General features: G+C 65.3%; 17 protein-coding genes. 10 read left to right on the forward strand and 7 right to left on the reverse strand.

What is annotated here, in order from left to right; all coding sequences use genetic code 11:
- The 4 genes from Q4G50_RS12755 to Q4G50_RS12770 all read left to right on the forward strand — a co-directional run.
- Window positions 1-1,054 (forward strand): cupin domain-containing protein (locus Q4G50_RS12755; protein ID WP_303378030.1); only part of this gene is annotated, 1,054 nt, incomplete at its 5' end.
- A gap of 6 nt (window positions 1,055-1,060) precedes the next feature.
- Complete coding sequence (locus Q4G50_RS12760; RefSeq protein WP_303378031.1) at window positions 1,061-1,888, forward strand: fumarylacetoacetate hydrolase family protein; 828 nt, start codon at window positions 1,061-1,063, stop codon at window positions 1,886-1,888.
- A complete protein-coding gene (locus Q4G50_RS12765; protein WP_303378032.1) occupies window positions 1,888-2,610 on the forward strand; it encodes a maleylpyruvate isomerase family mycothiol-dependent enzyme in 723 nt (240 codons plus the stop codon). The genes Q4G50_RS12760 and Q4G50_RS12765 overlap by 1 nt, the downstream gene beginning before the upstream one ends.
- 746 nt (window positions 2,611-3,356) lie before the next feature.
- On the forward strand, window positions 3,357-3,656 hold the full coding sequence (locus Q4G50_RS12770; RefSeq protein WP_303378033.1) for a hypothetical protein: 300 nt from the start codon (window positions 3,357-3,359) through the stop codon (window positions 3,654-3,656).
- A gap of 102 nt (window positions 3,657-3,758) precedes the next feature.
- Here Q4G50_RS12770 and Q4G50_RS12775 read toward each other — a convergent pair whose 3' ends face one another.
- Entirely contained in the window at window positions 3,759-5,216 is a 1,458-nt protein-coding gene (locus Q4G50_RS12775; RefSeq protein WP_303378034.1) for a glyceraldehyde-3-phosphate dehydrogenase, read from the reverse strand.
- A gap of 43 nt (window positions 5,217-5,259) precedes the next feature.
- A complete protein-coding gene (locus Q4G50_RS12780) occupies window positions 5,260-6,222 on the reverse strand; it encodes a nitronate monooxygenase (protein ID WP_303378035.1) in 963 nt (320 codons plus the stop codon).
- Between the two features lie 19 nt (window positions 6,223-6,241).
- On the opposite strand from Q4G50_RS12780, the gene pth reads away from it, so the two are divergent.
- Both pth and Q4G50_RS12790 read left to right on the forward strand, forming a co-directional pair.
- Window positions 6,242-6,826 carry an aminoacyl-tRNA hydrolase gene (pth, locus tag Q4G50_RS12785; protein WP_303378036.1) on the forward strand — a complete coding sequence of 195 codons (585 nt, stop codon included), beginning with the start codon at window positions 6,242-6,244 and terminating at the stop codon, window positions 6,824-6,826.
- A 207-nt stretch (window positions 6,827-7,033) separates the two neighbouring features.
- Complete coding sequence (locus tag Q4G50_RS12790; protein WP_303378037.1) at window positions 7,034-7,210, forward strand: hypothetical protein; 177 nt, start codon at window positions 7,034-7,036, stop codon at window positions 7,208-7,210.
- A 69-nt stretch (window positions 7,211-7,279) separates the two neighbouring features.
- Here the strand turns inward: Q4G50_RS12790 and Q4G50_RS12795 are convergent, their stop codons facing one another.
- Window positions 7,280-7,828 (reverse strand): NADPH-dependent FMN reductase, encoded by a 549-nt coding sequence (locus Q4G50_RS12795; RefSeq protein WP_303378038.1) that lies wholly within the window; start codon window positions 7,826-7,828, stop codon window positions 7,280-7,282.
- Between the two features lie 184 nt (window positions 7,829-8,012).
- Here Q4G50_RS12795 and Q4G50_RS12800 point away from each other — a divergent pair, with 184 nt between their 5' ends.
- From Q4G50_RS12800 to Q4G50_RS12815, 4 genes are all read left to right on the forward strand, one after another.
- Window positions 8,013-9,644: a peptide chain release factor 3 gene (locus Q4G50_RS12800; RefSeq protein WP_303378039.1), complete on the forward strand. Its 1,632-nt coding sequence runs from the start codon at window positions 8,013-8,015 to the stop codon at window positions 9,642-9,644.
- Window position 9,645: 1 nt separating this feature from the next.
- Window positions 9,646-10,005, forward strand: coding sequence for a hypothetical protein (locus Q4G50_RS12805; protein ID WP_303378040.1), 360 nt, complete (start codon window positions 9,646-9,648; stop codon window positions 10,003-10,005).
- Window positions 10,006-10,148: 143 nt separating this feature from the next.
- Window positions 10,149-12,467, forward strand: a complete 2,319-nt coding sequence (locus Q4G50_RS12810; RefSeq protein ID WP_303378041.1) for an MMPL family transporter — start codon at window positions 10,149-10,151, stop codon at window positions 12,465-12,467.
- Window positions 12,451-13,044 (forward strand): TetR/AcrR family transcriptional regulator, encoded by a 594-nt coding sequence (locus Q4G50_RS12815; protein WP_303378042.1) that lies wholly within the window; start codon window positions 12,451-12,453, stop codon window positions 13,042-13,044. The genes Q4G50_RS12810 and Q4G50_RS12815 overlap by 17 nt, the downstream gene beginning before the upstream one ends.
- On the opposite strand, the gene Q4G50_RS12820 is transcribed toward Q4G50_RS12815, so the two are convergent.
- From Q4G50_RS12820 to aceA, 4 genes are all read right to left on the reverse strand, one after another.
- Window positions 13,041-13,601: a TetR/AcrR family transcriptional regulator gene (locus Q4G50_RS12820; protein ID WP_303378043.1), complete on the reverse strand. Its 561-nt coding sequence runs from the start codon at window positions 13,599-13,601 to the stop codon at window positions 13,041-13,043. The genes Q4G50_RS12815 and Q4G50_RS12820 overlap by 4 nt on opposite strands.
- Before the next feature lie 10 nt (window positions 13,602-13,611).
- Window positions 13,612-13,962, reverse strand: a complete 351-nt coding sequence (locus tag Q4G50_RS12825) for a hypothetical protein (RefSeq protein WP_303378044.1) — start codon at window positions 13,960-13,962, stop codon at window positions 13,612-13,614.
- Window positions 13,963-14,069: 107 nt separating this feature from the next.
- Window positions 14,070-14,573 carry a ribonuclease E activity regulator RraA gene (gene rraA / locus Q4G50_RS12830; RefSeq protein ID WP_303378045.1) on the reverse strand — a complete coding sequence of 168 codons (504 nt, stop codon included), beginning with the start codon at window positions 14,571-14,573 and terminating at the stop codon, window positions 14,070-14,072.
- A gap of 116 nt (window positions 14,574-14,689) precedes the next feature.
- The coding region (gene aceA, locus Q4G50_RS12835) for an isocitrate lyase (protein ID WP_303378046.1) at window positions 14,690-15,351 on the reverse strand (662 nt) is incomplete at its 5' end.

Consider the following 15,351-nt stretch of genomic DNA (forward strand, 5'->3'; position numbering starts at 1 on the left):
GCAGGCCGAGCTCAACGAGATGTACGCCAAGATGGACGATCTCCACATGAAGCCCTTGTGGAACCAGATCGGCGGCCTCATGCCGAACGAGCCGGATCCGCAGGCGGTCGCCCACCGTTGGGACTGGTCCGAGCTGATCAAGCTGGCCCGCCGTTCCGGCGAGCTGGTCCCCGTCGGCCGTGGTGGCGAGCGCCGCGCCATCGGCCTGGCCAACCCCGGCCTGGGCGGCCCGACCTACATCGCCCCCACCCTGTGGGCCGCGATCCAGTACCTCGCCCCGGGCGAGAACGCCCCGGAGCACCGCCACTCCCAGAACGCCTTCCGCTTCGTCATCGAGGGTGAGGGCGTGTGGACCGTCGTCAACGGCGACGCCGTCCCGATGAAGCGCGGTGACTTCCTGCTCACCCCGGGCTGGAACTTCCATGGCCACCACAACATCGCCACCGAGCCGATGGCCTGGCTCGACGGCCTGGACATCCCCTTCGCGTACCAGATGGACACCGGCTTCTTCGAGTACGGCTCCGAGAAGCTCACCGACGAGTCCACCCCGGATTACTCCCGCTCCGAGCGCCTGTGGGCACACCCGGGCCTGCGCCCGGTTGCCTTCCCGGGTGCCACGACATCCTCCACCATCGGCCGTTACGCCTGGGAGCACACCGACGCCGCCCTCAACGACCAGCTGCAGCTGGAGGACGCCGGCTTCCCGGGCGTCGTCGGCCCCGGTCACGCCGCCATCCGCTACACCAACCCGACCACCGGTGGCGACGTCATGTCGACCATCCGCGCCGAGTTCCACCGCCTGCGCCCGGGTGCCACGACCACCCCGGTCAAGGAGGTCGGCAACCGCGTCTTCCAGGTCTTCGAGGGTTCCGCCACCATCAAGGTGGGCGAGGAGACCTTCGAGTTGAACCACGGCGACGTCGTCAACGTCCCGTCCTGGAAGCTGTGGTCCATCGAGGCCGGCGTCGACGGCGTCGATCTCTTCTGCTTCTCCGATCACCCGATCTTTGAGAAGCTGAACCTGACACGTACCTACACTCCGGAAGGAATTTAAATCACCATGCGTCTTGCTACCATCCGCTCCGCCCAGGGCACCTTCGCCGCCCGCGTCGAGTCCGACACCACCGCCGTGCAGATCGACGGTTTCGCCAACGTGGGCGACTTGCTGCAGGAGGACAACTGGCGCGAGGTCGCTGAGCAGGCCGCCGGCGAGGAGGTCTCCTTCGAGCTGAGCGACCTCGAGGCTGTCGTCCCGGCCCCGAAGAAGATCGTCTGCATCGGCCTGAACTACGCCAACCACATCAAGGAGATGGGCCGCGACCTGCCGGAGGTCCCGACCCTGTTCGTCAAGTTCCCGGACGCCCTCACCGGCCCGTTCGACGATGTCCTCGTCCCCGAGTATGCGAACGCCGAGCTGGACTGGGAGGGTGAGCTGGCCGTCATCATCGGTAAGCGGGCCCGCCGCATCAAGGAGGCCGACGCCGCCGACTACATCGCCGGTTACGCCGTCATGAACGACTACACCATGCGCGACTACCAGTACCGCACCCTCCAGTGGCACCAGGGCAAGTCCTTCGAGAAGTCCGCCGGTTTCGGCCCGTGGATGACCACCACCGACTCCTTCGAGCTAGGCGGCGAGCTCGCCACCTACCTCGGTGACGAGAAGATGCAGACCACCCCGACCGACGACCTGGTGTTCAACCCGGCGCAGCTGGTCGAGTACATCTCGCACATCTATCCGCTGGATGCCGGCGACGTCATCGTCACTGGCACCCCGGGCGGCGTCGGCCACGCCCGCAGCCCGAAGCGCTACATTGGCGACGGCGACGTGGTCAAGGTCGAGATCGACGGCCTGGGCTACGTGGCCAACAAGACGGTGTTCGAGTAATGACAAGCTTCCACGACCTGTCCATCGAGGAGCGTCTTAATCTGACCCGCCGCGGCACCGCGCACTACTCGGGCCAGCTCGCGCTCATCGACAACGCCGAGTTCGGTCGCGATACTCTGCTGCCGGACTGGACCGTGGCGCACCTGGCCGCCCACGTGGCCTATAACGCCAATGCCCTGTGCAACCTCATGCACTGGGCGGCGACGGGTGAGGAGACCCCCATGTACTCCTCCCCGCAGGCCCGCGGCGAGGAGATCGCCCGGGGCGCTACCCTTATCCCGGACGCCATCCGTAACCTGCATGATCACACCTTGGTCCGCCTGGACGTCGCCTGGCGTGACCTCCCGGAGGAGGCCTGGCAGGCCGAGGTGAAGACCGCGCAGGGCCGTACCGTGCCTGCTTCGGAGACGCTGTGGATGCGCACCCGCGAGGTGTGGCTGCACGCCGTCGACCTCGATGTCAACGCCGGTTTCACCGACATCCCGACGGTGATCCTGCAGACCCTAGTCCCGGAGATCGCCGCCAAGTGGCGCGGTGCCGGCGACGGGCAGGGCCTCGTGCTCGTGCCTGAGGAGGGCGAGCGCATCGAGGTCACCCCTGGTGGCAACACCGTGGAGATCCACGGCGACTGGGCTGGCCTAGCCCGCTGGGCTTCCGGCCGCGGCGACCGTGGCGTCACCTCCCCGCAGGGTGAGGTGCCCGCTCCCCCGCGCTGGCTCTAGCCCCTGCTTATCGACGCCCCGCTTGCCCTCCCAAGGGCCGGCGGGGCTTTTCCTTTCTCTCGAGTTGCAGAAAGCCAGTCATGCCCTAGGCTCTGCGAACATGCGTACAGTTTAAGTCCTGATGTTCATTGCTTTCTTGCCTTTGGCTACTACTTCACCGGCTCATGCGGAACCACTGGCGAACAGCACACCGTATCCGGCACCGACCCTTCCTGATGATCAGGTCGTGGTTGGCGAACCATTTTACTTCTTCTGGGATGAAACGGCCGAGGGAGAGTCTCCTGAGCCTGGAATCCAGCCAAACGTATCCGTGAGTGGCTGCACAGGAACCATCAGTGCGCCGAGGGATATCGGAGCCGATATTGACTGGGGATTTCATACAGTCTGCTTCGGTACTGGGTTTTTGCCGTTGAGTATCAACGCTACCCTCCAACAGGAGAGGTTCAATTTCGTTTACGAGAATATCAAGACCGAGACGGCGTACGCCCGCGACAACACTGCATCTGTGTATGGCGAGGTCCCGTGTATCAGGGGAGTTGGCTCCCGAGATTTCCGGGTGAGCGCGACAATCCATGCTGGAGGTAGATCGGCCTCGGGCATCAGTCGGGAAGTCAGGTTAGCCTGTGGAGGCTAACGCGCTGATTCTCCATTGCGGTAGATTCTCTCTCACAGTCGCGACATCTCCTTCTTCCTTTCCCCCCGTCGACGACAGCACGGTGGTGTGGGAGTCCCGTACCGCTACTCCAGTGGGCGAGATTGAAATCCGGGCCGCCATCTCCGATGAGCCGCACCACGACGTTCCCGTTCAGGCCCAGCTGACAGCGCCGGATGGTTCCCCCGCACATATCCAGGTGACCTTCACGGTGGGCTCGGCCGGACCACATCCACTGGACCCTCATTCGGCAATGGACCACATGCGCCGGGAAACACACATCCTCAAGTCAACGTCCCAGTCAGCAGCTGACTGGGTCAGCGTAGGTGCCTGTCAGATCGGGCAGCACCTGCTCCTGGCCATGATTGCCGTGGCCAGCGACGGACGAGTGTGAGCTGTTCCTTGAAACCTGCGCTGTCGTCGAAGACACGGCCCGGTTCTCCACGCGGAGTACCGGGCCAATCGCTGAGCCAGCTTGAAGCTGTTCTTAGAAGAGCTACTTCAGGTCAGCGGCCTCCAGGCGGCGCGGGTAGATCTGCGGGCGGGCGCCAGCGACCTCCTCGACGATGCGGATGACCTGGTTGGAGTAGCCGAACTCGTTGTCGTACCAGACGTAGACGACGAGGTGGCGACCGGAGGCGATGGTGGCCAGGCCGTCGACGATGCCGGCGTGGGTGGTGCCGACGAAGTCGGTGGAGACGACCTCCGGGGAGTGGATGTAGGAGATCTGCTGGCGCAGGTCGGAGTGCAGGGAGACCTTGCGGAGGAAGTTGTTCACCTCGTCGCGGTCGACCTCCTTCTCCAGGGTGAGGTTGAGCACGGCCATGGAGACGTCCGGGGTGGGGACGCGGATGGCGTTACCGGTGAGCTTGCCCTCGAACTCGGGCAGGGCCTTGGAGACGGCCTTGGCGGCGCCGGTCTCGGTGAGCACCATGTTGAGGGTGGCGGCGCGGCCACGGCGGGTGCCCTTGTGGAAGTTGTCGATGAGGTTCTGGTCGTTGGTGAACGAGTGGACCGTCTCGACGTGGCCGTGCTCCACACCGTAGCGGTCGTTGAGGACCTTGAGCACCGGGGTGATGCCGTTGGTGGTGCAGGAGGCGGCGGTGATGATCGGCTCGGCGTCGGTGATCTTGTCGTGGTTGATGCCGTAGACGACGTTGAGCAAGTCACCCTTGCCGGGGGCGGTGAGCACGACGCGGGCAACACCCTTGGACTCCAGGTGCTGGGACAGGCCCTCGCGGTCGCGCCAGCGGCCGGTGTTATCGACGACGATGGCGTCCTTGATGCCGTAGGCGGTGTAGTCGACCTCTGCCGGGGAGTTGGAGTAGATCATCTGGATCTTGGTGCCGTTGGCCCAGATGATGTCGTTGTCCTTGTCCACGGTGATGGTGCCGTCGAAGGCGCCGTGGACGGAGTCGCGCCGCAGGAGCGAGGCGCGCTTGACGATGTCGTCCTCGGAGTTCTTACGTACCACGACAGCGCGCAGGCGCACACCACCGTAGGTGGCCTCGCGCTGGATGAGGATGCGGGCCAGCAGGCGGCCGATGCGGCCGAAGCCGTAGAGGACGACGTCGCGCGGCTCGGTCTCGGTGTGCTTGCCGACGATCTCCGCCAGCTGCTCGTCGAGGTAGACACGCAGGTCGGTGCCGCCGGACTTCTCGAAACCGGTGGCCAGGCGGCCCAGGTCGATGGAGGCGGTGCCGAGGTCCATGTCGACGAGCTCACGCAGGACCGGGAGGGTCTGGTCGAGCTTCATCTCGCGGTCCGCGACGCGGCGGGCGTAGCGGTGCGCCTTGATGATGTCGATGTCCGTCGCGCCGACGAGCAGTCGTCCGAAGATGGAGACGACGACGTCGTTGTTGCGGTGGAGCTGGCCGATCAGCGGCAGCATCTCCTGAGCGAGAGCGATCTTCTCGTTCCAGTTGTTCTGCTCGGGCTGCGCGTTGGCGGTCACTGCTGTTCTACCTCCGTGGGTGTGGGGATACGTCCCCCCGAGCCTAGCGCGAAACGTGCTGTTCAGGCGCGAGTCGGGCCAGAATAGTTGCCACGGGGCCACCCCCGAGCTTATCGACGCCCACCCCCACCAAGCAGTAGGCCAGCTCGCGTGGGCGCTGCTTACGGTCCGCCGCTTGCAGCGGCACCAGGTAGGGGTAGACGGGCGGGATGTCCGGGTGGTTCCGGGTGAATTCTGTTTCGAGGCCGCGGGCCACGCGTCCGCTGAAGGCTCGGCTGACGACGGAGCGGCCACCTTCGGCCAGGAGCTCGCGGTTGAGCTGGGAGGTGCCGGCTTCATCGGCGAGCAGGAACGCGGAGCCGCAGGACACAGCGACCACGCTGGGCCAGCCGAGCGCCGCGGCGGCATCTTCGGCGTCGCGGATGCCGCCGGCGGCGATGAGCGGGAGGTCAACGACCTCGGCCACGGAACGGACAAGTTCGGGCAGTGGGCGGGAGTCGGGAGCCTCCTCGACGGACCACGTGGAGCGGTGCCCGCCGGCCTCCGGCCCCTGGACGACGAGGGCGTCGGCACCCACCGCAGCCGCGGCCTGTGCATCAGTGGGATTGGTCACCGTGATCCACGCCTGAATCCCCCGGCCGTGCAGGACGTCGACCTGCTCGCGGGTGAAGGGGCCGAAAGTGGCAGACACCACGACCGGCGGATGCTCGGCTTCCAGCACGGCGGCGAACTTCGCGTCGAAGTCATTGCTCAAGTCCACCTCCGGGAGTGCACGGTCGCCGGCGATGGCGTGGACGTCGGCAAGCGAATCGAAGGGGGCCTGGGCGGTGAAGAGATTGACGCCGTAAGGCCCGGACACCTGCGCCATCTGCTCCCGCAGCAACTCGGCGGGGGCACCACCGGTGGCGAGGAAGCCGAGGGATCCGGCGGTTGCGGCGGCGTCGATAAGCGCGGGCGCGGAGGGCCCACCGGCCATGGGCGCGACGATGATCTGCGGGATGTCCATGTGTGAGACACTAGCGGGCGTGTTCAAGATCTTCGAGCTTTTCCGCCGCACCCCGGCCCCGGACCGCACGCCCGACTGGGTTGTCCTCGGCCTGGGCAATCCCGGCCCGAAATACGAGGCTACCAGGCACAATGTCGGCTACATGGCGGTCGACGAGCTGCTCGACACGACCTCCCTCACTCCCCTGCCCGGTGCCAAAGCACACCACGCCTGGCTACGGATCGCGGAGCAGGACGTATTGGTGCTCCGTTCGACGACCTTCATGAACCTCTCCGGCCAGGCGCTGGCAGGGCTGGAGATCCCGGCGGAACGGATCATCGCCATCCACGATGAACTCGACCTGCCCGTGGGCACGCTGCGGGTGAAAAAGGGCGGCAACGAGAACGGCCACAACGGCCTGAAATCCATGACCGAGCACCTGGGCACCCGTGACTACCTGCGCGTACGCATCGGTATCGCCCGCCCGCCCCAGGGTGTGTCCGTCACCGATCACGTCCTCGGGCCCATCGACGGCGGTGAGAACATCGCACTCGCTGCCGAGGCCACGCGCCTAATCATCGAGCAGGGCCTGAACAAGGCGCAGAACGCGATTCACTCCCGATGAGAAAACCCTCATCGGAGCCTCACGGAGGTTTCATCAGGCGGCGTTGAGATAGAGGTGTGCCACCCCAGGTACACCACCTCAACCAGAAAGGACATCCACCATGGATATCTCCGACCTCCTCGAGTCCCTGTTCGGCAACTTCGGCTTCCTGTCATCCTTCGATGACTGGGACGATATCTTCGACGACTAAGCCACAGGAGAATTGACATGAACATCACCACCATCATCGCCTCCATCATGGCGATGGTCACGTCCCTCGTCGGCGGGGTTGTCCCCGCCACCTCCTCGCTGCCCATCCCGCCTGTTGTGTACGACTGGATGGACTGGGATGACGATGACGACTGGGACGACGACTGGGATGCCGACGACCGCTGGGACGACTAGTCCTACCAACCACAACGGCGCGCCACCGACGGTGATCGGGGGCGCGCCGTTGCGACGTCGATAAGCGAATTACTTCGCCAGCTGCGCGACCAGCTTCTCCAGGTCACCGAGCATGGTGTCCAGTTCACCAGCGCGGCGTTCCTGCGGGGCGAAACCGTTGTCGTCGACGTCGTTGAAGATCGACAGCGACACCTGATTACGCACGTCGTACTGCTCGAAGTTGCCCACGATCTGACGCCACTGCTCCACCGCGCGCACGCCCTCGGCGGCACCGTAGGAGACGAAGGCGACCGGCTTGCCCCACCACTCCATACCGAGGGAGTCGTAGGCGTTCTTCATCGCACCCGGCACGCCGTGGTTGTACTCCGGGGTGATGAAGACGAAGCCGTCGCAAGAGTCGACGGCCTGCGACCATGCGGTGACGTTGGCGTCCTCGTACTGCTTATTCGCCGCGCCCGGGACGGTGGCGGTGGTCAGCAGCGGGACGTTGATCTCCTTGAGGTCAAGCACCTCGTAGGTGGCGGCCTCGCGCTGCTGGGCGGTGTCCGTGACCCACTTGCCGACGCCCTCGCCGAAACGTCCGTCGCGGATGGAGCCGATAACAATTCCGATCTTCATAGTGTTCCCCTCCAGGGTTTGTTGATATGAACGCATCCAAGTCTACCGGGGCGGCTGACCATTTGGGGCTGACGATAAATGCCACTTTCGGGCGTTTCCTGGGCTTTTCCAATTCTTGCGTCAGGTTCAAATGGACGCCGCCGGTGTGACCTGGGTACAGCCGAGCGACTACGCTTCAGTACTTATGAGCACCACCGCCGAAGCCGCCCGCCGCCGCACGTTCGCCGTCATCGCCCACCCCGATGCCGGTAAGTCCACCCTGACGGAGGCGCTGGCGCTGCACGCGCACATCATCTCCGAGGCGGGTGCCACCCACGGCAAGGCCGGCCGTAAGGCCACGGTCTCCGACTGGATGGAAATGGAGAAGGACCGCGGCATCTCCATCGCGTCCTCCGCCCTGCAGTTCGAGTACGCGCCCGAGGGCCATGAGGGTGAGCCGTACATGATCAACCTCGTCGACACTCCCGGTCACGCGGATTTCTCCGAGGACACCTACCGCGTGCTCACCGCGGTCGACGCCGCCGTCATGCTTATCGACGCCGCCAAAGGCCTCGAGCCGCAGACCCTCAAGCTCTTCCGCGTGTGTAAGGCGCGTGGCCTGCCGATCATCACGGTGATCAACAAGTGGGACCGCGTCGGCCGGGAGCCGCTGGAACTCGTCGATGAGATCGTGCAGGAGATCGGCCTGCAACCCACGCCGCTGTTCTGGCCCGTCGGCATCGCCGGTGACTTCCGCGGCCTGGCCCGTGTCGGCGAGGAGGGTGAGGTCGAGGAGTACATCCACTTCATCCGCACCGCCGGCGGTTCCACCATCGCCCCGGAGGAGCACTATTCCCCCGACGAGGCCGAGGCCCGCGAGGAGGACGTCTGGGAGACGGCCGTCGAGGAGGCCGAGCTGCTCGCCGCCGACGGCGCCCTCCACGATCAGGACCTTTTCGAGCAGTGCGTCACCTCCCCGCTCATCTTCGCCTCCGCGATGCTCAACTTCGGCGTCCACCAGATCCTGGACACCCTGTGTGCGATCGCCCCGGCCCCGCGCTCCCGTGACTCCGACCCGAAGGCCGTCGAGGCCGCGACCACCGCCATCGACGAGACCCGCTCCCTCGAGGACGATTTCTCCGGCGTGGTGTTCAAGGTGCAGGCCGGCATGGACAAGAAGCACCGCGACACGCTGGCCTTCATGCGCATCGTCTCCGGTGAGTTCGACCGCGGCATGCAGGTCACCCACGCGCAGTCGGGCCGTTCCTTCTCCACGAAGTACGCCCTCACCGTCTTCGGCCGCACCCGCGAGACCGTGGAGACGGCCTTCCCGGGTGACATCGTCGGCCTGGTCAACGCCGGTTCCCTGGCCCCGGGCGACACTATCTACTCGGGCCGGAAAGTGCAGTTCCCGCCGATGCCGCAGTTCGCCCCCGAGCACTTCCGCACCCTGCGCGCAAAGTCCCTGGGCAAGTACAAGCAGTTCCGCAAGGCACTCGAGCAGCTGGATTCCGAGGGCGTCGTGCAGATCCTGCGTAACGACGCCCGCGGCGAGGCCAACCCCGTCATGGCCGCCGTCGGCCCCATGCAGTTCGAGGTCATGCAGGCCCGCATGGAGGTCGAGTACAACGTCGAGACCGTCACCGACCCGGTCCCCTACTCCGTCGCCCGCCGCACCGACGCCGAGTCCGCCGCCGAGCTGGGACGCCAGCGCGGCGTGGAGGTGTTCACCCGCACCGACGGCGAGCTCATCGCACTGTTCGGCGACAAGTGGAAGCTCGCCTTCATCGAGAAGGAACACCCGGAGCTCACTATGGAACCGCTGGTGGCTGATTAACATGGCGTTCTTCCGACGCAAGGAGCTTGTCGACCTACCCGCCAACCCCGAGCGCCACTCCGTCCCCGGACTGTCCGTGCACACCGCCGAATCCATGGTGGTGCTCACGATCCCCGTGGCAGGTGCCGGGGCGCTTATCGACGCCGCCTCCTCCCGCCGCCCCGCCGCACTCGAGGACGGCGACCTAGTGGTCAACCTGGTGCCGGTTCGCGACGCTCAACTCGTCCCCGCCCACGACCCCAAGCGCGGCTGGATCATCCCGCTGACCTCTGAGGTCGCGGCGGATGTAGCAGCGCAGGTCGCTGGCGGAGTCGGCGCCTACGAAATCGCGGGCCTCAACCTCGGGGTTATTGTGGAGTAGCTGGGCTCGCCAGAGCCTGCGGACTCGGCCTGCACTGTCCGCCGTTGCGGACTCGGCCTGCACTGTCCGCCGTTGAACCCCATCCAGTTTGCACCCCAAACGCAAACTTGCACCCTTCGTGCAATATTCCATAATCTGGGGACATGGCATCTTTCCTCTATCGCCTGGGTAGCGCCGCATACCGCAGGTCCTGGCCCTTCCTCGCTTTCTGGCTCATTCTTCTCCTCGCTGTCGGCGGCCTAGCTGGCACCTTCGCCCAGAAGCCCTCCTCCACCTTTACGATCCCGGGGCTCGATTCCGTGGTCACGATGGAGAAGATGCAGGAGATCTTCCCGGGCGCGGAGGATCCGACGAACGCGCCGACGGGCAACATCGTCATCAAGACTCCGGACGGCACGACCCTGAGCGACGCGGCCGTGAACGCCGAGGTCAACGAGATGCTCGCGGAGGTCCGTGAGACCGGGCTTCTGAGCGACCCGGAGACCATCGTCGACCCGGTCATGGCCGCACAGGGACTGCAGGCGCAAATGGTGCCTGAGATGCAGGCCCAGGGCATGCCGGAGGAGAAGATCGCCGCGGATGTCGCCACCGTGAGTCCGCTCAGCCAGGATGAGACTGTCGGCATCGTCACCGTGCGTTTCGACAAGCCCTCAATGATGGATATCCCGGCCTCCGACATCGAGACCGTCACGGACATCCTCGACCGCTACAACGAGGGTGACCTCACGGTCATGTACAACGGCAACACCTTCGGTGCTGCCTCCGGTGAGATCAACATGACCTCGGAGATCATCGGTCTGGGTGTCGCTGCCCTGGTGCTCATCATCACCTTCGGTTCTGTCGTGGCAGCCGGTATGCCGCTCGTCTCCGCGATCATCGGCGTGGGCATCGGATTCCTCGGCATCCAGCTGACCACGGCCGTCAGCGACGACATCTCCGACATGACCCCGGTCCTGGCCACCATGATCGGCCTGGCCGTCGGTATCGACTACGCACTGTTCATCGTCTCCCGTTTCCGTACCGAACTGATCAAGGCCACCGGCGCAAACGACCTCGAACCCAAGGACCTGGCTGAGCGACTGCGCAGCATGGACCGCGACACCCGCGCCCACGCCATGGGCATGGCCGTGGGCACCGCCGGTTCCGCCGTCATCTTCGCCGGCCTCACGGTGCTCATCGCCCTGGCGGCGCTGTCGATCATCAACATCCCCTTCCTCACGGCCATGGCACTGGGCGCCGCCGCGACCGTCGCGCTCGCCGTGCTCATCGCACTCACCTTCCTCCCGGCGCTCGTCGGCCTGCTGGACACCCGCGTATTCGCCGCCCGCGTTCCGGGTGTGAAGGGCCCGGACCCGGAGGATGATCACCCGACGATGGGACTGCGCTGGGTCCGCCGCGTGCGTAAGCGCCCCGTCGCCCACCTGCTCGTCGGCGTCATCCTCCTCGGCCTGCTGGCCATCCCGGCCGCGAACATGCGCCTGGCCATGCCCACCGACGGCACCGCCACCCCGGGCACCCCGCCGCGCATCGCTCACGAGATCACCGCCGACGCCTTCGGCCCGGGCCGGGACGCCCCCATGATCGCGCTGCTCGACCTCGCCGACATCGACCCGCAGGAACGGCCGATGGTGATGGGCGCGGGCGTCGAGAAGTTCATTGCCACCGACGGTGTCGTCAACGCACAGGTCATCGGCACGACGAACACCCTCGACGCCGCGCAGATCCTCATCACCCCGGAGTTCGGCGCGACGCACCCGCGCACCTCCGAGACCCTGCAGGACTTGCGCAATGCGGACGTCGGCGTGCCCTTCGGCGTCACCGGCGCGACCGCCATCTTCGACGATGTCTCCGATCGCCTGCGGGATGTCCTGCTCCCCTACATCGGCATCGTCCTGGCGCTCGCCTTCCTCGTGCTGCTGCTGGTGTTCCGCTCCATCTGGGTGCCGCTCATCGCCGCGCTCGGCTTCGGACTCTCCGTCGCCGCGACCTTCGGCATCACCGTCGCGATCTTCCAGGAGGGGTGGCTGGGCATCATCGGTGACCCGCAGCCGCTGCTCAGTTTCCTGCCGATCATGCTCATCGGCCTGGTCTTCGGCCTCGCGATGGACTACCAAGTTTTCCTGGTCACCCGTATGCGCGAAGGCTGGTCGCACGGCAAGACCGCGGGCAACGCCACGTCCAACGGTTTCAAGCATGGCGCGCGTGTGGTCACCGCGGCGGCGCTTATCATGATCTCCGTGTTCGCGGCGTTCATGGCGCAGGACATGGTATTCATCAAGACGATGGGCTTCGCGCTGGCCATTGCCGTGGCCCTCGATGCCTTCGTCGTGCGCATGATGATCATCCCGGCGACGATGTTCCTTCTCGACGAGCGCGCCTGGTGGATCCCCCGCTGGCTCGACCGCATCCTGCCGACCGTCGATGTCGAAGGCGAAGGACTCCGCGATGTCCGGGCTCCGTGAGTCGAAGAAGGCGGCCACCCGCGCCCAGATCGCCCGCGCCGCCGCCAGCCTGGCGCTTGAGCACGGCGCTGAAGCGTTGACCGTCGCAGCCGTGTCGGAGGCCGCGGGTGTCTCCACCCGCACCTTCCACAATTACTTCACCGCCATGGATGAGGCACTGCTGGAGTTCATGGTCGGCCGCGTCACACAGCTCATCGATCAGCTGCGCGATGCCCCCTCCGGCGCCCCGCTACTCGACGCCATACAGTGGGTCATCATCGAGGGATTGCGTGGCGAGGCGGGCGCCGATAAGCATCTCGACTCCTTCGCCACCCTCTTTAGGATCTCTGACCTGCTGCTCACCATGCGGGGAGCCGCGGCGATCCATGATCTGGACGAGCATTTGCGGCCGCTGTTCGACAAGCTCTGTGCCCGCACCCCCGACCTCGACCCCTTCGAGGCGGAGGTGGCCATCCGCGCTGCCGCGACCGTCGCCCAGACAGCATTGGAGCACTACTTCGCACTGCCCGAACCGAAGGACCTGACGACAGCCGAGGAGCTGGTCCACCGGGCCTTCGCGGTGGTGCGCCTGGCCTAGCTGCTCAGGTGCCCCCACAACATACGGGAGATATCCGAGGTCCAGGTGGGCGGCACCCCACCGTGACGTGTGTCGGCGATGAACAGGCCACCGATCACCAGATCGATGATCAGGTCCAGGTTGTGATCGGCGGCGAACACCCGCTTCTCGACGCCGTCCACGAGGTACTCCAGCAACTGGTCGGCCAGAGGTGTTACCAGGCCCTCGCGCCACGCTTCCACGTCAGCGCCGGGTTCCGCCATGATCGTGCCGACCGCCGCCAGCCCGACCCGATCCTCGAAAATGGCGCGGATATCCTCCACCAGCTCCCGCATGCCTTCCGCGGAATGCTCATGCGTGCGCTCAGGGGGTGGAGTGAGGGAGGTGGCGACCCCGCGGAGCAGCTCCGTACGATCCGCGTATCGACGGTAGATCGTGGTCTTGGCCACTCCTGTTTCCGCCACCACCGAATCGATGGTCACCGCGGACAACCCTTCGCGGCGGATGAGTGCCAGCACACCGTCCGCAATTTTGTCATCGGTGGCGGCACGGCGGATTGTCCTGCGGGGAGTGGTCATGGTGTCGAGATTAGCGACGCCCCGCCACGTCGATGGCGAGCATCGCCGTGGCGAAGAGCAACACACCGGTAAACCAGGCGTGCCAGGTGGCCAGTGTGTTGCCGTAGAGGCCGAGGAACGGGGAGAAGAAGGTACCAACGGCCACCGCGACCATCACCTTCTCCACTCCGACCGCAGACTTCGTGACCACGGCCCACAGGCCGACAATGATGGTGATGATTCCCAGTGGAATTTGCCACGCGGGATGACTCTCACCCATCCACGCAGGGGCGAGCAACATGATCACCCCGAGCACAATGTTGAAAACATCGGGAGTTCGCCAGGTGAACGTAGGAGTGGGGGCTGCTGTAGTTTGCGTCATGCTACCCAATAGTAGCGCTACTTTTAAGTATCTCTAGCGGGTGTGGGCAGAATCACGTGATGCCGTCCCTCCGATCGGAAGGACGGCACCATACCTGGTCGGCGAAGCTACTGCGCCGGGACCTCGATAGGCTCCTCAGTGACGACGATGCCGTCGGTATCGGCGTAGAGAATGTGGCCCGGGACGAAGTCGACTCCACCGAAGGAAACGGTGATATCCTTCTCGCCCGCGGCATCCTTGGCGGACTTGCGCGGGTTAGTGCCGAGCGCCTTGGTACCGAACTCCATCTCCCCAACAACGGCGGAGTCACGGATGGCGCCGAGGATAACCACGCCAGCCCAGCCGTTGTCGACGCCGGCCTGCGCGATCATGTCACCCATGAGAGCGGTGTGCACGGAAGAGTCACCGTCGACGACCAGAACGCCACCGTTGCCGGGACTGTTGAGGGTCTGCTTCACCAGGCCATTGTCCTGGAAGCACTTGATGGTGGTGATGGGGCCGCAGAACTCGGTGACGCCGCCGAAGTTCTGGAACTGGGTGTCGCAGGAACGCACGACGTCCTCGCCGATAATGTCGACCAGGTCAGCGGTGGGGATGAAGGTGATGGTCATGGTTGTCAGGCCTTTCGTCACGGGGTGGGGAGAAAAACACGAAGCGACGTGCGCCGTGATTTCTCACGATGCACGCCGCTTACAGGGTGTGAGCCGGAAAGCTCAGCAGCTAGTTCCTAGTGGAACTGGCCTTCCTCGGTGGAGCCCTTGAGGGCGGTGGTGGAGGACTCCGGGTCAACGGTGGTGGCGATGGTGTCGAAGTAGCCGGCACCAACCTCACGCTGGTGCTTGACGGCGGTGAAGCCGCGCTCCTCGGCAGCCTTGAACTCGCGGTTCTGCAGGTCGACGAAGGCGGTCATGCCCTCGCGAGCGTAGCCGTGAGCCAGGTCGAACATGCCGTAGTTGAGGGCGTGGAAGCCAGCCAGGGTAATGAACTGGAAGGTGAAGCCCATCGCGCCCAGCTCCTTCTGGAACTTGGCGATCTCGTCTGCATCCAGGTGCGCGGACCAGTTGAAGGACGGGGAGCAGTTGTAGGACAGCAGCTGGTCCGGGAACTCCTCGTGGACGCCGTCGGCGAACTTCTTGGCCAGCTCGAGGTCCGGGGTGCCGGTCTCCATCCAGATCATGTCGGCGTACGGAGCGTAGGACTTCGCACGGGCGATGCAGGGCTCGAGGCCGTTCTTGATCTTGTAGAAGCCCTCAGCGGTGCGCTCACCGGTGATGAACGGCTTGTCGCGGTCATCAACATCGGAGGTGATGAGGGTTGCAGCCTCAGCGTCGGTGCGGGCGATGACGACGGTCGGGGTGTTGGCGACGTCGGCAGCCAGGCGAGCGGAGG

The organism is Corynebacterium sp. (assembly GCF_030538285.1).
GTDB lineage: Bacteria > Actinomycetota > Actinomycetes > Mycobacteriales > Mycobacteriaceae > Corynebacterium.